The organism is Lacunimicrobium album (assembly GCF_052161635.1).
GTDB lineage: Bacteria > Planctomycetota > Planctomycetia > Planctomycetales > Planctomycetaceae > SXPC01.
In genome coordinates this window covers 3,399,942-3,415,771 of sequence record NZ_CP197413.1, presented here as the reverse complement: position 1 = coordinate 3,415,771, position 15,830 = coordinate 3,399,942, and the positions used below count along the sequence as shown (strand labels likewise).

General features: G+C 55.3%; 14 protein-coding genes. 10 read left to right on the top strand and 4 right to left on the bottom strand.

The genetic code is table 11. From position 1 onward, the window contains the following. Positions 1–136 precede the first annotated feature (136 nt). The gene (gene pabB / locus SH248x_RS13480) at positions 137–1,522 is read left to right on the top strand and encodes an anthranilate synthase component I family protein (RefSeq protein ID WP_459554804.1); all 1,386 of its coding nucleotides are present in this window, start codon (positions 137–139) and stop codon (positions 1,520–1,522) included. 170 nt (positions 1,523–1,692) lie between these two features. Next, positions 1,693–2,301 carry an anthranilate synthase component II gene (locus tag SH248x_RS13475; RefSeq protein ID WP_459554803.1) on the top strand — a complete coding sequence of 203 codons (609 nt, stop codon included), beginning with the start codon at positions 1,693–1,695 and terminating at the stop codon, positions 2,299–2,301. 27 nt (positions 2,302–2,328) lie between these two features. Here the strand turns inward: SH248x_RS13475 and SH248x_RS13470 are convergent, their stop codons facing one another. After that, positions 2,329–2,544 carry a hypothetical protein gene (locus SH248x_RS13470; RefSeq protein ID WP_459554802.1) on the bottom strand — a complete coding sequence of 72 codons (216 nt, stop codon included), beginning with the start codon at positions 2,542–2,544 and terminating at the stop codon, positions 2,329–2,331. 63 nt (positions 2,545–2,607) lie between these two features. On the opposite strand from SH248x_RS13470, the gene SH248x_RS13465 reads away from it, so the two are divergent. Continuing rightward, the gene (locus SH248x_RS13465) at positions 2,608–2,865 is read left to right on the top strand and encodes a hypothetical protein (protein ID WP_459554801.1); all 258 of its coding nucleotides are present in this window, start codon (positions 2,608–2,610) and stop codon (positions 2,863–2,865) included. Between the two features lie 362 nt (positions 2,866–3,227). Here the strand turns inward: SH248x_RS13465 and purD are convergent, their stop codons facing one another. Beyond that, a complete protein-coding gene (gene purD / locus SH248x_RS13460) occupies positions 3,228–4,583 on the bottom strand; it encodes a phosphoribosylamine--glycine ligase (RefSeq protein WP_459554800.1) in 1,356 nt (451 codons plus the stop codon). A 453-nt stretch (positions 4,584–5,036) separates the two neighbouring features. On the opposite strand from purD, the gene SH248x_RS13455 reads away from it, so the two are divergent. The 4 genes from SH248x_RS13455 (at position 5,037) to SH248x_RS13440 (ending at position 8,886) form a co-directional block, all read left to right on the top strand. Continuing rightward, positions 5,037–6,050, top strand: coding sequence for an aspartate-semialdehyde dehydrogenase (locus tag SH248x_RS13455; protein WP_459554799.1), 1,014 nt, complete (start codon positions 5,037–5,039; stop codon positions 6,048–6,050). A 564-nt stretch (positions 6,051–6,614) separates the two neighbouring features. Continuing rightward, on the top strand, positions 6,615–7,262 hold the full coding sequence (locus SH248x_RS13450; RefSeq protein WP_459554798.1) for a Uma2 family endonuclease: 648 nt from the start codon (positions 6,615–6,617) through the stop codon (positions 7,260–7,262). 78 nt (positions 7,263–7,340) lie between these two features. After that, entirely contained in the window at positions 7,341–8,612 is a 1,272-nt protein-coding gene (lysA, locus tag SH248x_RS13445) for a diaminopimelate decarboxylase family protein (protein ID WP_459554797.1), read from the top strand. 31 nt (positions 8,613–8,643) lie between these two features. Next, complete coding sequence (locus tag SH248x_RS13440; protein WP_459554796.1) at positions 8,644–8,886, top strand: hypothetical protein; 243 nt, start codon at positions 8,644–8,646, stop codon at positions 8,884–8,886. Between the two features lie 140 nt (positions 8,887–9,026). On the opposite strand, the gene SH248x_RS13435 is transcribed toward SH248x_RS13440, so the two are convergent. Then, positions 9,027–10,694: a hypothetical protein gene (locus tag SH248x_RS13435; RefSeq protein WP_459554795.1), complete on the bottom strand. Its 1,668-nt coding sequence runs from the start codon at positions 10,692–10,694 to the stop codon at positions 9,027–9,029. 390 nt (positions 10,695–11,084) lie between these two features. Here SH248x_RS13435 and SH248x_RS13430 point away from each other — a divergent pair, with 390 nt between their 5' ends. From SH248x_RS13430 to SH248x_RS13420, 3 genes are all read left to right on the top strand, one after another. After that, positions 11,085–11,270 (top strand): hypothetical protein, encoded by a 186-nt coding sequence (locus SH248x_RS13430; RefSeq protein ID WP_459554794.1) that lies wholly within the window; start codon positions 11,085–11,087, stop codon positions 11,268–11,270. Between the two features lie 287 nt (positions 11,271–11,557). Beyond that, complete coding sequence (locus SH248x_RS13425; protein WP_459554793.1) at positions 11,558–12,676, top strand: acyltransferase family protein; 1,119 nt, start codon at positions 11,558–11,560, stop codon at positions 12,674–12,676. Between the two features lie 88 nt (positions 12,677–12,764). After that, complete coding sequence (locus SH248x_RS13420; protein ID WP_459554792.1) at positions 12,765–13,736, top strand: PDZ domain-containing protein; 972 nt, start codon at positions 12,765–12,767, stop codon at positions 13,734–13,736. 269 nt (positions 13,737–14,005) lie between these two features. Here SH248x_RS13420 and SH248x_RS13415 read toward each other — a convergent pair whose 3' ends face one another. Continuing rightward, positions 14,006–15,697 carry a hypothetical protein gene (locus SH248x_RS13415; RefSeq protein WP_459554791.1) on the bottom strand — a complete coding sequence of 564 codons (1,692 nt, stop codon included), beginning with the start codon at positions 15,695–15,697 and terminating at the stop codon, positions 14,006–14,008. Positions 15,698–15,830 lie beyond the last annotated feature (133 nt).

Genomic DNA, 15,830 nt, shown 5'->3' with positions numbered 1-15,830 from the left:
AATGTGGGTTCAAACGGTGATCGATTCTGGATGCACAATTGGTGCGGTTCAAAGACTCACCAGCACCCTACCTATTCTTTGAGAATCAGCGGAAGTCGCTTGTCGCGGGGGAGTCTGGCGTCGTACGCTTTGGGGCATGTTGCCATTGAAGATCGAGATGTTGGATGCGGGGCTGCGGCCGGTTGAAGCAGCGAAATCGCTGTCCGGGTTGCGTGGGTTGATTCTGTTGGAGTCGGTGACGTCGGGTGGGGCGCTGTCGCGGTATTCATATTTGATGGCGGAGCCGGTTGAGACGGTGACGCTGGAAGCGGTCGAGCAGGGGAGTGATCCGTTCGAGACGTTGCGCCGGTGGTCCCTTGAGTACGCGATGGAAAGTGATCCTGCGTTGCCGCCGTTTCAGGGAGGGATCGCGGGGCATCTGTCTTATGAAGTCGGGCGGGCGTTTGAGAAGTTGTCAACGGCGGAGTTCGAGGGGCTGCCGATCCCGGCGATGCAGGTGGGGGTTTATCCCTGGGTGGTTGCCTGGGATCATGTGGAGGGGACGTGTCGGCTGGTGGTGAGGGAGGGTTTGTGTGGGGAAGTGGAGGGGATCATAAATCGTCTGAGGTCTGGTCGTACTCGGAGTGGTGAGCTTGGATTGGGAATCGAAGGGACAGGGGGTTTACACCCCCCGCTCGCCTTGAAGAGGGTGAGTGTTCGGGAGGGATTGTCGGTTCTTGGGAACTTCGATCAACAAGAGTATGAAGAGGCGGTTCGGAGAGTTATTGAGTACATTCGGGCGGGTGATATTTTTCAGGCGAATCTTTCTCAGCAGTTCTGGTTGAAAGCGGAGCGGCCGCCGCTGGAGCTTTATGAGACGCTGCGTCGGACGAACCCGGCTCCGTTTGCAGCGCTGCTGCAGGGGGATGGCTGGGGGATTGTCTCGTCGTCGCCGGAGCGGTTTCTTCAGGTGACGGGTGGGCAAGTAACGACCCGGCCGATCAAGGGGACACGTCGTCGATTGCATCGACCGGAAGCGGATCTGTATCAGCGCGAGGATCTGGCGACGTCGGCCAAAGACCGGGCGGAGAACATCATGATCGTCGATCTGATGAGGAATGATCTGTCGCGGGTCTGTCAGCCGGGGTCGGTGCGGGTGCCGAAGTTGTGCATCGTGGAAGAGTATGAAACGGTGCAGCATCTGGTTTCGGAGGTGACGGGAACGCTCGAGCCGGGGCGGGATGTCTGGGATCTGCTGGCGGCGACCTTTCCGGGGGGATCGATCACCGGGGCGCCGAAGATCCGGGCCATGGAGATCATTACGGAACTGGAGCGTCTGCCGCGCGGGCCATATTGCGGGTCGCTGTTCTGGCGGTCTTGGAACGGGGATTTTGACTCGAGTATTTTGATCCGCACGATCTCGCAGGCAGGTGGGTGGTTGACGCTGCCAGTGGGAGGCGGCGTGACGTGTCGATCGAACCCTGCGGATGAGTATCGAGAAACGCTGGATAAGGCGGCGGGGATGCTGCGGGCGTTTGGGTGAGGGAGGGGTTTAGACACAGAGTTCACAGAGGGCACGGAGAAAGAAGAGGAACCACAGATAAACACGGATGGACACAGATAGGAAGAGAGTAGATTTTTAGAGGAGATTGGTTTTTGTCTCTGAGTCCTCTGTGACCTCTGTGGCATAGAATCCGGGAATAGATGGTCGCGATGAGTGATGTGTTGTTGATTGATAATTATGACAGCTTTGTGTTCAACCTCGCGCGGTATGTGCGCGAGTTGGGACGTGGCGTTGTTGTCGCGCGAAATGATGCGATATCAGTGGGGGAGATTGTTGCGTCGAGGTTCTCGTCGATCATCATTTCGCCCGGGCCCTGTACGCCGAATGAAGCGGGAGTGTCGCTGGAGGTGATTCGACAGCTGTCTGGAGTGGCGCCGATGCTGGGGATTTGCCTGGGACATCAGGCGATCGGGCAGGCGTTTGGGGGGAACGTGGTTCGGGATGAGCAGCCGATGCATGGGATGGCGTCGGTCGTCGAGCATGATGGAACGAAGCTTTTTGAGGGGATCGAGAAGACGTTTGAAGCAGGGCGTTATCACTCGCTGGTAGTCGAGGAGTCGACGTTACCGGAGTGTCTGAAAGTGACAGCGAGAACGCAGGACGAGCGCAGGGTGATCATGGGGCTGCAGCATGTCGAGCATCCGACGTTTGGGGTGCAGTTCCACCCGGAGTCGATCTTGACGGGATGCGGACATGCGCTGCTGGGGAATTTTTTGAGGATCGCCGAGGAGTTTCACCACACGAGAAAGTCAGGGTAGCCCGGGTTAAGTCGCCCCAGCATTCTTCTATCGATATCCGGCGACGATGAGGCCGGTGAGGAGAAACATGGTGGCAAGCCAGGCGTACGCGATCCAGCGCATCGCCTTTTTGGCCATGGGAAAGCCACGGTTGAGCCGGGGGCTGAGCAGCAGAACAAGTTGCAGAATGAAGAGGAGCACGCCGATGGTGAGGAGAAGAGAGAGCAGGGCGAAGGGGCGGGTGAGGTCTTCGAGGGTGGGCATGGATCGCCTTTTGACTTGAACTTTTCCAGTGGTATGATTGTAAGCACTGAAAGGAACCCTGTCATGAGTATCGACCTGAGCCCACAAACCGTTGCAATGATCGAACAGAAAATGCAAACGGGGCAGTTTGAAAGCGTGGACGAACTATTGCAGGTGGCGCTTGAAAATGCGTTCGAAGATGCGGTTACGGAAGATGCCGAACTGCAGGAAAGCCTGGAATCCTTAAATCGTGGTTTGGCTGACGTAGGGGCAGGGCGAGTGGTCTCACGTGATGAGTTTGAACGCCTGATGGAAGAGCGATTGTCGGGGCTCTCGGAATGAGTTGGAAGATCCAGCTCACAAGTGAAGCAATACGGAATTCCGTATCCATGATTGACTGGATTGGCGCAAGGTCTGTCGCTGGTGCACGATCGTGGGATATCGCAAGGAAGGCTGCGCTGGATCTCATCGAACGGCAACCTTTCGCGTTTGCGATTGCACCGGAGAATAAGTACGCGAGCGTCGAACTGAGAAATTGTCTTTTTAGCACCCGTAAAGGGCGAGTTTATCGCATTGTCTATTATGTTGACGGGACGACCGTCTTTGTTACGCACATTCGTGGACCTGGACAGCGTTCTATTCCCAAAGACCACCTTCCCTAGCGAGTCACTTAAAGACTCGCCAGGACACAAACAGGTGAAAACCTAATTCTCCCGCTCCACAAACATTCTCGCCTTATCCGAAATATCCTTGCGGCACCAGGCCCCTTCCCAGCGGATCGGTTTGACGGCCTGATAGGCTTTCAGCTTGGCTTCCGAGAGGTCAGCCCCGAGGGCGGTGACGCCGAGGACTCGGCCGCCGTCGGTGACAGCTTTGCCGTCGACGAGTTTGGTCCCTGCGTGGAAGACTTTGGCGTCTTCAATCTGAGCGGCTTCTTCCAGACCGCGGATTTCTTTGCCGTTTTCATAAGGGCCGGGATAGCCTTCCGCAGCCATGACGACGCAAACAGCAGGGCGTGGATCCCACTCCAAGCCGGGGTGCTGATGGAGTTCACCCTTGGCGGCGGCGTAAAGGAGTTCGGCGAGATCGCTTTTCAGACGCATCAGAATCGGCTGCGTCTCGGGATCGCCTAAGCGGACATTGTATTCGAGGACTTTCGGGCCGTACTTGGTGAGCATGATCCCTGCGTAAAGAATGCCGGTGAAAGGGCGATCTTCTTTGCGCATCGTGTGGACGGTCGGGATGAGGATCTCCTGGATGATCTCTTCCATGATTTCGTCGGTGATCAGCGGAGTCGGGCTGTAAGCCCCCATGCCGCCAGTGTTCGGGCCTTGATCGCGGTCGTAAGCGGCTTTGTGATCTTGAGACGATTCCAGCGGAACAATCGTCTTGCCGTCGACGAGGGCGAGAATACTGGCTTCCTGGCCTTCGAGTTTCTCTTCGATGACGATCCGCTCGCCAGCTGCTCCGAACTCTTTATTGAACATCATGCGTCGGACGACGTCTTTGGCTTCGTCAATCGAATCGCAGACCGAGACCCCTTTGCCAGCCGCGAGTCCATCGGCTTTGACGACGACCGACTTGGTGGCTTTGCGCGGAGAACGGTGCTCGCCGGTTTTGTAGAGTTGAGCCTGCTTGCGGATCTGGGCTTCGTAGCCATCGAGGTAATTCAGCGCGTCCTGGGCTGAATTGAAGGCCGCGAATTCCGCCGTCGGTACTTTGGCTTTGCGCATCAGGTTCTTGGAGAAAATTTTGCTGCCTTCGAGTTCAGCGGCGGCTTTGCTGGGGCCGAAGACGGTCAGCCCCGCGGCTTTGAAGGCATCGACGATGCCGGCGACCAGAGGGGCTTCCGGGCCAGGGATCGTCAGGTCAATTTTCTCTTCTTGCGCGAACTTAATCAGAGCAGGGATGTCGGTGGCTTTGATCGGAACGTTGATCGCATCGACTGCGGTCCCGGCGTTGCCTGGGGCGCAGTAAACTTCTGTCACCTTGGGTGATTGAGCGAGCTTCCAGACGAGTGCGTGTTCGCGTCCGCCTTGACCAATGACCAGAATCTTCATGCCGAGCCGATGTCCGTGTTGAGAATGGAGTGAGAATGTTCGTTGATGTCTGACGCGGAAGGAGTATAGGAAAGCGTTTGAGTGCCTATGCCCCACCCTCATCCGCCCTTCGGGCACCTTCTCCCCTCAAGGGGGAAGGGACGCAATACTGCTCCCCTCAAGGGGGGAAGGGACATCAAACCGCTCCCCTCAAGGAAGAATGGGGCAAAACTTCGCTTCGCCCATTGTCGTGCGGGGAATCAGGCATAATAGCATGGGAAAGTCGATTGGCATACTATTGTCGGCCTGTCGGCGGAAATTTCGCATGCTCGATTTGCTGATACGTTTGAAGTGAGCAAACGCATCGGATAGAGTGGGCGATTCGGTGGATTTCGTGATTTTCGTTCGGATTTGTTATCCATTTGGTGCGGTTCGCAGAGCCTCACCAGCACCCTACTGAGGAATGAGTACGTCGTGTTCAAGACTGTCGCTGTCATCGGAGCAACGGGAGCTGTTGGTTCCATCATTCGTGAACTGCTCGAAAAGCGGAACTTCAAAGCCGAGAAGTTCCGATTCCTGGCGTCGAAACGCAACGCGGGCACGAAACTGACGTTCCAGGGGAAAGAATACACAGTCGAAGAACTGACGCTGGATTGCTTCCAGGGGGTCGACCTCGTGATCGCCTCGACGCCGGATGACGTCGCGCGAGATTACCTGCCAGCCGCCGCCGAAGCGGGCGCCATCGTCATTGATGAGTCCGGTTACTGGCGGATGGACCCCAAGGTCGCGCTCGTCATTCCCGAGATCAATCCCCAGGACGCCCTCAACGCCAAGTGGCTGATCGCCAGCCCGAACTGCTCGACGACCCAGATGGCGGTCGCGCTCAAGCCGCTGCATGATCTTTCGCCCGTCAAGCGGGTCATCGTCAGCACCTACCAGGCGACCAGCGGAGCCGGGTTGCAGGGAACGACCGATCTTGTCGACGGAACGAAGTCGTTTCTGGCCGGTGAGAAGTATGACTACAAAGTCTTCAAGCACCCGGTCGCGTTCAACCTGATCCCACAAATCGGCGGCCCGAAAGAAGCAGGTTACACCAGCGAAGAAATGAAGATGGTCTACGAGACCCGTAAGATCCTCGGCGACGATAGCATCCTCGTCAACGCCACCTGTGTCCGCGTCCCGGTTGCCAACTGCCACAGCGAGACGATCACCGTCGAGACAGCCGAACCGATCAGTCCCGAGCAGGCCGTCGAGGCCTGGAAGAAGTTCCCCGGCATCACCGTGATCGACGATCTGGCAGCCGGCCAGTACCCACTTCCGAGCACCAGCGATGGCAGCGATGAAGTCTTCATCGGCCGGGTTCGCAAAGACCTGACCAGCCCGAATGGGCTGTCGTTCTGGTGCGTGAGTGATAATCTGCGCAAAGGGGCTGCGACGAATGCGGTGCAGATCGCGGAGCTGCTGTCGAAGCATCGGGGGGCTGTGTAGCGATTCCTCCGAAACGCACTCAAATCATATTGCTGAGGGCCAACTATGAGTCGTGGAATCTACCCAATATTCTCTGGTAAGTTTCGCGGCACTAAATTTAGGGTCGCAGGTGAGATGCTTATGGAGAATATGGATTTACTCGACGATATTGCCGTGAGCTTGAATGTTACGTCCCTCCGTGAGTTTGGATGGAATCGCGAAGTTCCTGAAGACTTCGACCAAGATTCATATGAACACGAGTAGGAATTCGAGACTATGGCAACTTGGCATGACCCCGCAGAAGGACGCGCAATCTGCATCGTTCTTGCAGATGAAATCAATGAGCGTGACGACGCGTATCACGAACTGATTGAACGAGCCTCGGTTGTAGTGGAACTTCGAGAGCTTGAACGCGTACTTAAGCTCGCAGTGCGGCAGAATCTCCGTTTTCGGTTGAGAGCCAGTTAAACCGGTTATGGTTTTGGTTGTTTGCAAAGTTCAAGATGCCTTTGCCACTCAGTTGAATCGGTCAGCATGACTCGTTGGAGTATACTAAGGGAGCGCCACTCTTTTGAGGAGACTTCAATGTCAACTAGTGTCGATCCAACCATCGAGCGGCAGCGGCAGATCCCGGAGGATCGGCGTCTGCTTTTTTCAGTAAGTGATTATTGGAAGATGGCAGACGCAGGAATCATTCCTGAGAAACCAAGAACGGAACTGATCGACGGACAGATCTTGTTGTCGTACAAGACTGACTATAAGCACGGTTGGTGTACGTCAGAGCTTGCCGGGATGCTCATGAGGCATCTCCCACGTGAGCATTGGACTGTGTATATTCGGAGCACTGTCGAGATGGGGTTAGACAACGCGCCTGATCCAGATCTTTGCGTGTTGGCAAGACCGCTTCGGCAGTACGATCATCGAGAACCCAGTCCGGAAGAATACGTCTACGTCATCGAAGTGTCGGAGAACAGTTTGGAGTTCGATCGCACATCCAAGCTTTCACTCTACGCTGAGTTTGGTATATCTAACTACTGGATCGTCAATCTTGTCGATCGCGTGATTGAAGCCTACAGCGAGCCATACACGGATGCGAACAGCGGACAATCGATCTACAAGAACTGCCATATCTATGCGGAGCAGGATTCAGTGACGATGCCATTCGATGGTCTGTCTCCGCTGGTTTTCAAGGTGGCAGAGATCCTGCCGGGGAAACCACCTGCAGCGACTTGAATTTGAAACAACATATTACTTCATCACGCAATGCCCCCGGCGACTCGTCGGGGGCTAAGTATTTTCAGAAAAGAACTGATGGAAGCCTTCAACTACAAAAACGGTCAGCTGTATTGCGAAGATGTTCCGGTCGCCGAGATTGCAGCCAAGTATGGGACGCCGGTCTGGATTTACTCGGAGAACAAGTTTCTCAGCGAGTTCAAAGCGATTCAGGATGCCTTCAAGGAAACTGATCCAGTCATCTGTTATTCCGTCAAAGCCAACAGCAATCTGGGCGTGCTCAAGAGCATGAATACGGCGGGTTCGAGCTTTGATGTTGTCTCGGGGGGCGAACTGTATCGCGTGGAGAAAGCCGGTGCCGATACGACGCGCGTCGTCTTCGCTGGCGTTGGCAAAACGGATGACGAAATCCGCTATGCCCTCAAGTGCAAGATCCTGATGTTCAACGTCGAAAGTGAAGCCGAGCTCGATGCCATCTCGCGGATCGCTGCGGAGATGGGTGTCGTCGGGCCGGTTGCGCTGCGACTCAATCCCGATATCGATGGCAAGACCCACTCTAAGACAACGACCGGCAAAAAGGGGAACAAGTTCGGGATGGACATCGAGCGCCACAACGAACTGGCTGCCAAAGTCCTCAAGGATCCACACCTGAAGCTGATCGGCATTCACCTGCACATCGGCTCGCCCATCATGACGGTCGATCCGTATGCCCAGGCGGTTGCCAAAGCAGCGGAAGTCATCAACCACCTGCGATCACAAGGTCACGAGATCAACTGGGTGAACCTGGGTGGTGGATTCGGCTTGTCCTACCGCGGCAGCGAAGCTCCCCCCGCCAGCGAGTATGCGAAAGTCATCGTGCCGACGATCAAAGCCCTCGGCTGTCGTCTCGCGCTCGAGCCAGGTCGCTCGATCATCGGCAACGCCTGCGTGCTGATCAGCGAAGTGATCTACACCAAGCGTGAAGGTGGCAAACTGTTCTACATCCAGGACGGCGGCATGAACGACCTCGTCCGCCCCGCCATGTACGACTCGTTCCACAAAGTCTGGCCGGTCAAGTTCGACGGCGACCTGCCGAAGGATTTTGAAGCCGAGATCCCAGGCCTGCAGCCAGCCGACGTCGTTGGCCCGATCTGCGAATCGTCCGACTACTTCGCGAAGGGACGCTATCTCCCCGACATGCAGCGTGGCGATCTGATGTGCATCTTCTCGGCTGGGGCGTATGGTTCAACAATGAGCAGCACCTACAACAGCCGACCTCGCGTCGCAGAGATTCTCGTCAACGGCAGCGAAGTGAAGGTCATCCGCAAGCGTGAGACCTATGAAGAGATGATCGCGTTGGAAACTGCGTGACTTCAATTCGACGTAGCGGTACAATTCTCACATGAGTACGAGTATCGCAATTGATCGATTGATGGAACCAGTAGGCGCCTGCCTGACCCCCGAGGTCGCGCAGCGCCTCCTCCGTATGCGAGCAGATCATGATCTTCAGGAGCGAGTGGACTATCTCGCTGAGCGTTCCAATCGAGGTGAATTAACTTCGGAAGAGCGCCATGAGTACGAGCAATACGTCCGGTTTTCTCAGTTCATCACTTTGCTGCAATTCAAGGCGCGAGATGTCGTGTAGGGTCCGCTGTGCGGACCATCAATTCGCGATGGTATCAAGGTAATCGTCAACGCACTTCTAAGTCATCTCAATGATGCCAGATAAGTTGAACATCGTTCAACGGTCCGCACAGCGGACCCTACGTCGTTCCAAACCAAGACTCAATTCACCCCAAACCGCAGCGAATACGTCGCGATCTTCTGGCTTTGCAGGTCTTCGACGGTGAGCTTCAAGATGTGTGGGCCGAGAGTCAGGTTTTCGGGAAGGTGCAGCAAATAGCTGTGATAATAGTCGTGACGCAGGCTGCTGGAGAGGTCTTCGGTGGCGGGGAAGTCTTGAGTGTAAACGAGTCCGCCGCTGGGGCCGGCTTTGTAGATCTCGATCCGTGATTTGACCGTCGTGCGGAAGAGCCCTTCAGGATTCGGTTCGCTCTTGAAGTTACGAAGTTCGCCGTAGACGAGCACTGGCTGACCGGCTTTGAATTCGTCGCGATTGAAACGCTGGAAGTTGCCAAAGCCATCAATCTTGTGCGAGAAGCTGACGTTGTGGAGTTCGAGTCTGGCTTGTTGTTGAAGTCGATCGATGGCGGTTGTCAGTTGGGCAATCGTCTGGGACGCACGATCAGAGGCGTCGGGCAGTCCCTTCTCGTCGAAATAATTCGACATCGCCCAGAACATCTGTTGCCAGAATTCCTGGTCAGCAGTGTCGATCCCCTCGATCGCAGAAAGTGCACGGACCTGTTGGTCGCCCATCAGATAGAGCATCCGCAGATAGACGTGTTTGGCGATGTAATTGCGACGTTGTTCGGGAGTCGTCCCAGCGGGAAGTCCGGCGGCTTCTGCTTCCGCCAGTGAGATCAACTGCGTGAGTTGCATGTTCCACATCGAGACATCGCCATGGGGCGGCATCACGACCGGGGCAGGCTGCATGATCGGCTGACTGAGCATGTCGCGCTGATAGCCCGAATTGATCATCGGCATCTGTGGAGCATTGTCGAGAGACGCATTCGCTGGCTGTGGCATCACGCCATCAACAAGTTGCATCTCCTGCTGCGGATAGTTCTGTCGCGGGTCACTTTGACGCGGATCGTTCTGTCGAGGATCATTCGGAAGGCTTGGCGAGACCTCCTGTCCCTGGATCTGCAGATAGCGACGTTCCAGAGGAGAAGGGGCGCTGAATTCTCTGCCGAAGGAGGCTGGTCGGAAATCCGCATCGGGACTTTGCTCATCGATTGTTTCGAGCGCGCCGAAACCAACCGGTGCCCTCATCGAGTTCTGCATCGGCATCGAATTTTGATTGGCTGCCAGACTATCCGCTTCCATCGGGCGTGACGCCCACGGCGAAACGTTGTTGATCGAATGCCCGGATGCCAGCGATGAACCAGGGCTCGTCATCCCGTGACTGGCAGGCTGACTGGCCAGCGCGGCCTTTTGCAGCGCGAGTCTTCGCGCACGCAGAATCTGCGGGACCATGTCTGGCGGAACACTTTTGACGTGCTCCATCCACTCTTGTCGTTCTTCAGGGGAGGCATCCCGGAATTCAGTTTCGAACAGGACCAGCGCCTCGGTCGATAAGCCTGATGTCTGTTCAGGAGCTTTGCTCGTTGACTTATTCGCACCGGCGACCGCTGTGTTTGGCTCCGGCAGAAACGGGTCTTCCAGTGTTTCCCGCTTCGCGACTTTGGCCGTCGAGGTGCCAGGCCATTTGAAGAGCTGGCTGGGACTGATGCGAGTATCAAGTCTCGACGAACCTAACCCGCTGCATCCGGCCAGGCAGATCGCCAGAACCGTGCTAGAGGCCATCATCCTGATGACACGCGGGTGTTGCATGATTGTTAGTTCGTCAAACTGAAATCGTGGTGAGCAGACATCGGTCCATGATGCTGCCGTGGTCGGGGATCGGGCTGCGAAACTACTTCAATCGACTCCGGCCAACAAGGCCAAGCGCCCAGACATGGCGACCGCTCCCCTGCGTTCAATCGGACCATTCCGACCATCTGGTACAACGCTTGTGTCTGTTATGAGCGACCTCAGGGTTAGGTTTTGAGTGGTAATTCTCGGGGTTTCACGCGCCTCGTCACGAAAGACTCGTCGATAGCATAGCTTCGTTGAGACTGTCGAATGGGCTCGTCGATCGGTGTAATTCTTACACGATTCGTCGATTCCCATGACGGGCTCCCTGCCTCTGGTCCCTCCTGGATCCTCATGAAAGTGACTCCCATGCGACGCGTTATCATCGCTACTCTGGCCGCTACGGCTCTCCTTCTGTCGGTCTCGACCGAAAGCAACAGCGTTCAAGCCCGTGAGCCTCGCGTTGTTCGTAACAACGACGGCTTCTTTGCACGCTGGGCCGAACTCGAGCGTCGTAAGAACGCCTGGCTCCGCGAACGATTCCTGAATCGCTAATCCGATTCGACGAACCGATCCACACAAAACACCCCGAGGCCCCTGATTCTCGGGGTGTTTTTGTGTCTGTAGCACAGTGCTTTGATACAAGCAGAGCGAGTTGAGGAAGTCTTCTCGTGACTTGTAGGGTGCTGGTGAGGCTTTGCGAACCGCACCAATTGTGGAATCGAACCTCGTTTTGGTGCGGTTCGAAGACTCACCAGCACCCTACATCTCGTGTCAGGTATCTATTTGAAGACTGAGCCTCAGGATATTCATTCCCACGACTTCTCCAGAGGCATCGCCTCATGTCGAACACACGCCTGCTTTCACTGGATCTCCTCCGAACGCTCGCTTGTGCGCTAGTGATCGCCAATCACATCTCCGCAGAAGCAAGCTGTCCAGAATGGCTGTCGACCTTAAAGATGGGCGGGTGGATCGGCGTCGACCTGTTCTTCGTGCTGAGCGGATTTCTCGTCTCGGGACTCTTGTTTCGCGAGTATCAGTCAACCGGCGATATCCGCGTCGGACGATTTCTGGCACGTCGTGGCCTCAAGATCTATCCGGCCTTCTATGTCTTCTTCTTTCTCTGCCTGATCCCGGGAATGCTGCAGGGGCAGTTTCCGACGTGGAGGCAGTTCTTCGGCGAGACGCTGTTCCTGCAGAATTATCTGGGCCGCTTGTGGAACCATACCTGGACCCTCGCGGTTGAAGAACACTTCTATCTGGCGATCAGCTTTCTGATCGCGTACCTCGTGCAGCGTCGAACGGCCCAGCCATTGCGTGTGCTTCCATCTCTCTTGATCAGTTTGTGTGTCGCGCTGCCGTTCTTTCGCGTCGCTTCGTTCGATGGAACGTGGCAGTCGTCAGCACTGCCATCGCATCTGCGAGCCGATTCCCTCTCGCTCGGGGTGTTGTTGTCATACAGCTGGCATTTCTATCCGACGCAAACGAAAGCATTCTTCAAACGATACCGCTGGCTGGTTCTGTCCGGTTCATTGTGCCTGTTCGCACCTGCCTTCCTCTGGCCGAAGGAAACAACCCCCTGGCTGGTGACATGGGGGCTGTCTGGTTTCGCGATCGCCTCGGGGGGCATCCTCATGTCACTTCTCATAACCCCCTTGGCGGATCGGGGAGTTCTCAAACAGTTGGCCTACATCGGCACGTTTTCCTATTCAATTTACCTGTGGCATATGCCCGTCATCTGGTGGATCACGCCGATCTTCATGGCGATATTCGGGACCACCTCGGCTGTCGTGGAACTGTCGATCTCACTGGTCATCTCCGCGTTTGTCGGGAAGGTGATGGCGGAGATGATTGAGTTTCCCGTCCTTCGTCTGCGCAACATGGTGTTCCCCGATTCCACTGCTTCAGAGGCTCAAACGCGGCAGATCCCGCAGGTTCCTCTCGCCACGCGGCATGCCTGATCGTAGAATGAAGGCTCTCGAAGAATTGATTCCCGAGCGTGCGCAATGCTCTCAGTCACTTCAGACCTCGACATGACGAGGACGGTTTATGCTGATGTTCCGATTCACTGCTACCAGTTTCCTGACCCCCTGCCTGCTGACGATCACCGCGTTGGCCCAGCCGCCACAACCGCTGCCAGTCACGCCTCGGCCCGAATTGACGCAGGAATCCGCGGCTGTCTATCTCAAGCAGCTTCAAAGTGACGATTACTTCCAACGTCAAAAGGCGACCGAAGAACTCTATCAACTGGGGGTCGACTCGATTCCCAGCCTTGTCGAAGCCTGCTCGAACCCGGAAGCGGAGACAGCCTTTCGCGCCGTGTCTGTTCTCGAACATCTTTATGTCGAGAGTCTCATGCTCGGCGACGATGCACTGACAGACAAAATCGAAACCGCCTTCGAAACTCTCAGCCAATCCACGCAGCCTCTGATTGTGGATAAGATCCAATACATTTACGACCAGAACAGCCTGGTTGCAGAGCAGGCCCTGATTTTAAAGATCCGTCGACTCGGCGGAATTGTCGTCTTCACGGAATCGGTCACGAGACGTGTCCCCTTTGAGAACCGCATGATTCAGCGCATCGGCGTCGACGTCGTCATCGGTCATGATTGGAAGGGGGGCGAGCCAGGATTGAAAGCCCTCCACAGGCTCGGTTCGCTCCGTCGAATTTATCTGGTCGACGGTGCCCCGATCGCGCTCTCTGCCTTGGAAGAGATACAGTCCTATCAGCCGAATCTGGAGATCCACCGACGAAGTCCTGCCCGACTCGGTGTGCAGGGAATGAACGGACCAGATGAATGCCGACTGTCGATGATCAACGCGAATTCCGCCGCCGCGAAAGCCGGCATGCTTGAACAAGACGTCGTGATTGCTTTTGGAGATGATCCGATCAGGAACTTTGATGAGCTGATCAAGGCCATCCAGAAGCATCAGCCCGGAGAGACTATCCCGGTGAGGATTCTTCGTGACAGTCGTGAAGTGAAGCTGAACGTCGTTCTCGAAGGCTGGCATCCGGATTGATTCCAGATCATGGAATAATACCAGTCCCATCTAACCCCGCGAGTTTCCCACCCAATGTGCCATGCTTGCAGCTTTGGGCAAGCATGTTCTGGACGCTCCGACATCAAACAAAACAGCATGCTCACCCAAAGCTGTGAACATGGCACGACTTTTGTAGTACGCGCTGGCTCAATTTGGAACTGGGAACATTCGCGCAAACAACCAGACATAAAAAAATCCGCAGCCATTTTACAATGACTGCGGATTTGTGCTTTAACGGTCAATCAGTTTCAGTTGGCTTCCTGTTGCATCATTTGCATGATGGACATGCCGAACTTCATCCCATTCTGAATCTGTTCGATCGGAATGTTGAGTCGCCCTTCGATCGCGTTGTCTTCGATGGCAAGAGACATGCCGACGTACGAAGGCTGAATTTCAATCGATTCGATTTGCTCCGGTGAGATCGGCAGGGGAACCTGGCCTGACTCAGCAGCGATGACGGCACCTTTGGCAGCAATCGAGACGAAGTCGAGCAGTTCAACGAAGACCAGCTTCGATTGCAGAGCAGCACGGTCACGAGCCAGAGCAGAGCCTGATTTCAGATTCTCTTTGGCTGTGAATGCACGGTAGGTTTCTTCCATGCCAGCAGTGCCGCCACCCATGCTCTGGAGAATTCCTTCGTCCAGATACATCATGCGGGTCGTGATGCCTTCAGGGCCGTACATGATCTTGGTGATCTGCTCGGTCATCTGGCTCATCTGTGGATTTTCGAAGCTCTGTGTGACGGTCATGATATCAACAGATTTGCCGCTTACCTTTTCCTTGTTCTCTTCGTAGGTCATTTCCTGCTGAAGTTCACCGCCGTTAAACAGGCCTGCGAGCTTCTGAGCATCTTTGACAACACCCTTCATCTTGGTCGCAGGTGTCACGAGTTGAACGCCGTAGGTTCGCAGAACCCCTTCTTCCATGCTGCCCAGTCCGACCGCAGCAGAGAAGCCTTTGCTCGTCGTACCTGAAAGAGCAGACTTCATGTTGGCAATCGCAGTCTTGATCTCTTCATCGGTCGTTGCAGTTCCCATCAGATCGTAAATGTGAACAGCCGCCTTGGTGAAATCGACAGAACTGGCGAGATAAACAGGCTGGTTGGCAGGCAGGCTGACGAGCAGGGGATCGATATTGGCTGAGGTGATTCCGCTCAGGAATTTGGCAGAATCAGACGATGGCTTTTGAACCAGAACCTTGTTGATCTGGAGACCCTTTGGATTGGCATTGAGGGTCAAAACCATGCCGACGTTGTCTTTCAAAGCCTCGACACCTTTGTCGAACAGCTTAGGAAGATTTTCCTTGAGGAAGCCGAGGTCGACACTCGCCAGAGCAGGGTTGTCTTCCTTCTCCATGTTGGCGATCTCACCCTTGGCTTCTTCCACAGCCTGATCGAGCTGTTCGCTGTAAAGAGCGACCAGAGTCGGGGTGTTGACATAGATCGACAGATCGCCCGAATCAAAGTTCGACAGCAGCTTACCTGTCAGAGCGGCTTCGATTGATTTTCCACTGCCGCTGATCACGCTCTGAATGCGTTTGACAGCGTCTTCGTCTTCTGAGTAAATCCCCCAGTTATCCTTCTTCACGAAGGTGAATGATTCATCAATCGCATCTTCCATGTCATCGACATCAGTCGCTGGGATCGCGAAGACAACTTGTGGTTCCGAGTCTTCAACCATGAAGACCGCCATCCACCAGTTCTTCTCCATGTCGACACCCTGGAGCGTCGGATTCGAGATACCGACACCAATGCTCGTCGCCTGGCCTTCGACCATCCCACCAAAGCCCGGTTGAACCAGGTTGACAGCGTCAGCCAGATTCTTGATGACCTTCTTGGGAGAAGACAGCTTCACAACAATACTCGTGTCGCTGGGGAAAATTGACAACGGCGCATCAGCCGCTTTAACAACATGAGCCGCCAGCATGAGACAGCCGCTCATGACAATTACGCTAACGCGTCGGAAAAACATGGTCCATCCTTTCAGCAGGTGCATCCATCACAGGACTCTGCAACGTGTTTCAAACAAGAGGTACACATTCTCCTGCAACGTAGACAGAGCACCAAGGGATCAT

Coding starts and splice junctions, on each gene's coding strand:
- pabB (WP_459554804.1), top strand. CDS start 137: ATGTTGCCATTGAAGATCGAGATGTTGGATGCGGGGCTGCGGCCGGTT.
- SH248x_RS13475 (WP_459554803.1), top strand. CDS start 1,693: ATGAGTGATGTGTTGTTGATTGATAATTATGACAGCTTTGTGTTCAAC.
- SH248x_RS13470 (WP_459554802.1), bottom strand. CDS start 2,544: ATGCCCACCCTCGAAGACCTCACCCGCCCCTTCGCCCTGCTCTCTCTT.
- SH248x_RS13465 (WP_459554801.1), top strand. CDS start 2,608: ATGAGTATCGACCTGAGCCCACAAACCGTTGCAATGATCGAACAGAAA.
- purD (WP_459554800.1), bottom strand. CDS start 4,583: ATGAAGATTCTGGTCATTGGTCAAGGCGGACGCGAACACGCACTCGTC.
- SH248x_RS13450 (WP_459554798.1), top strand. CDS start 6,615: ATGTCAACTAGTGTCGATCCAACCATCGAGCGGCAGCGGCAGATCCCG.
- lysA (WP_459554797.1), top strand. CDS start 7,341: ATGGAAGCCTTCAACTACAAAAACGGTCAGCTGTATTGCGAAGATGTT.
- SH248x_RS13440 (WP_459554796.1), top strand. CDS start 8,644: ATGAGTACGAGTATCGCAATTGATCGATTGATGGAACCAGTAGGCGCC.
- SH248x_RS13435 (WP_459554795.1), bottom strand. CDS start 10,694: ATGCAACACCCGCGTGTCATCAGGATGATGGCCTCTAGCACGGTTCTG.
- SH248x_RS13430 (WP_459554794.1), top strand. CDS start 11,085: ATGCGACGCGTTATCATCGCTACTCTGGCCGCTACGGCTCTCCTTCTG.
- SH248x_RS13425 (WP_459554793.1), top strand. CDS start 11,558: ATGTCGAACACACGCCTGCTTTCACTGGATCTCCTCCGAACGCTCGCT.
- SH248x_RS13420 (WP_459554792.1), top strand. CDS start 12,765: ATGCTGATGTTCCGATTCACTGCTACCAGTTTCCTGACCCCCTGCCTG.
- SH248x_RS13415 (WP_459554791.1), bottom strand. CDS start 15,697: ATGAGCGGCTGTCTCATGCTGGCGGCTCATGTTGTTAAAGCGGCTGAT.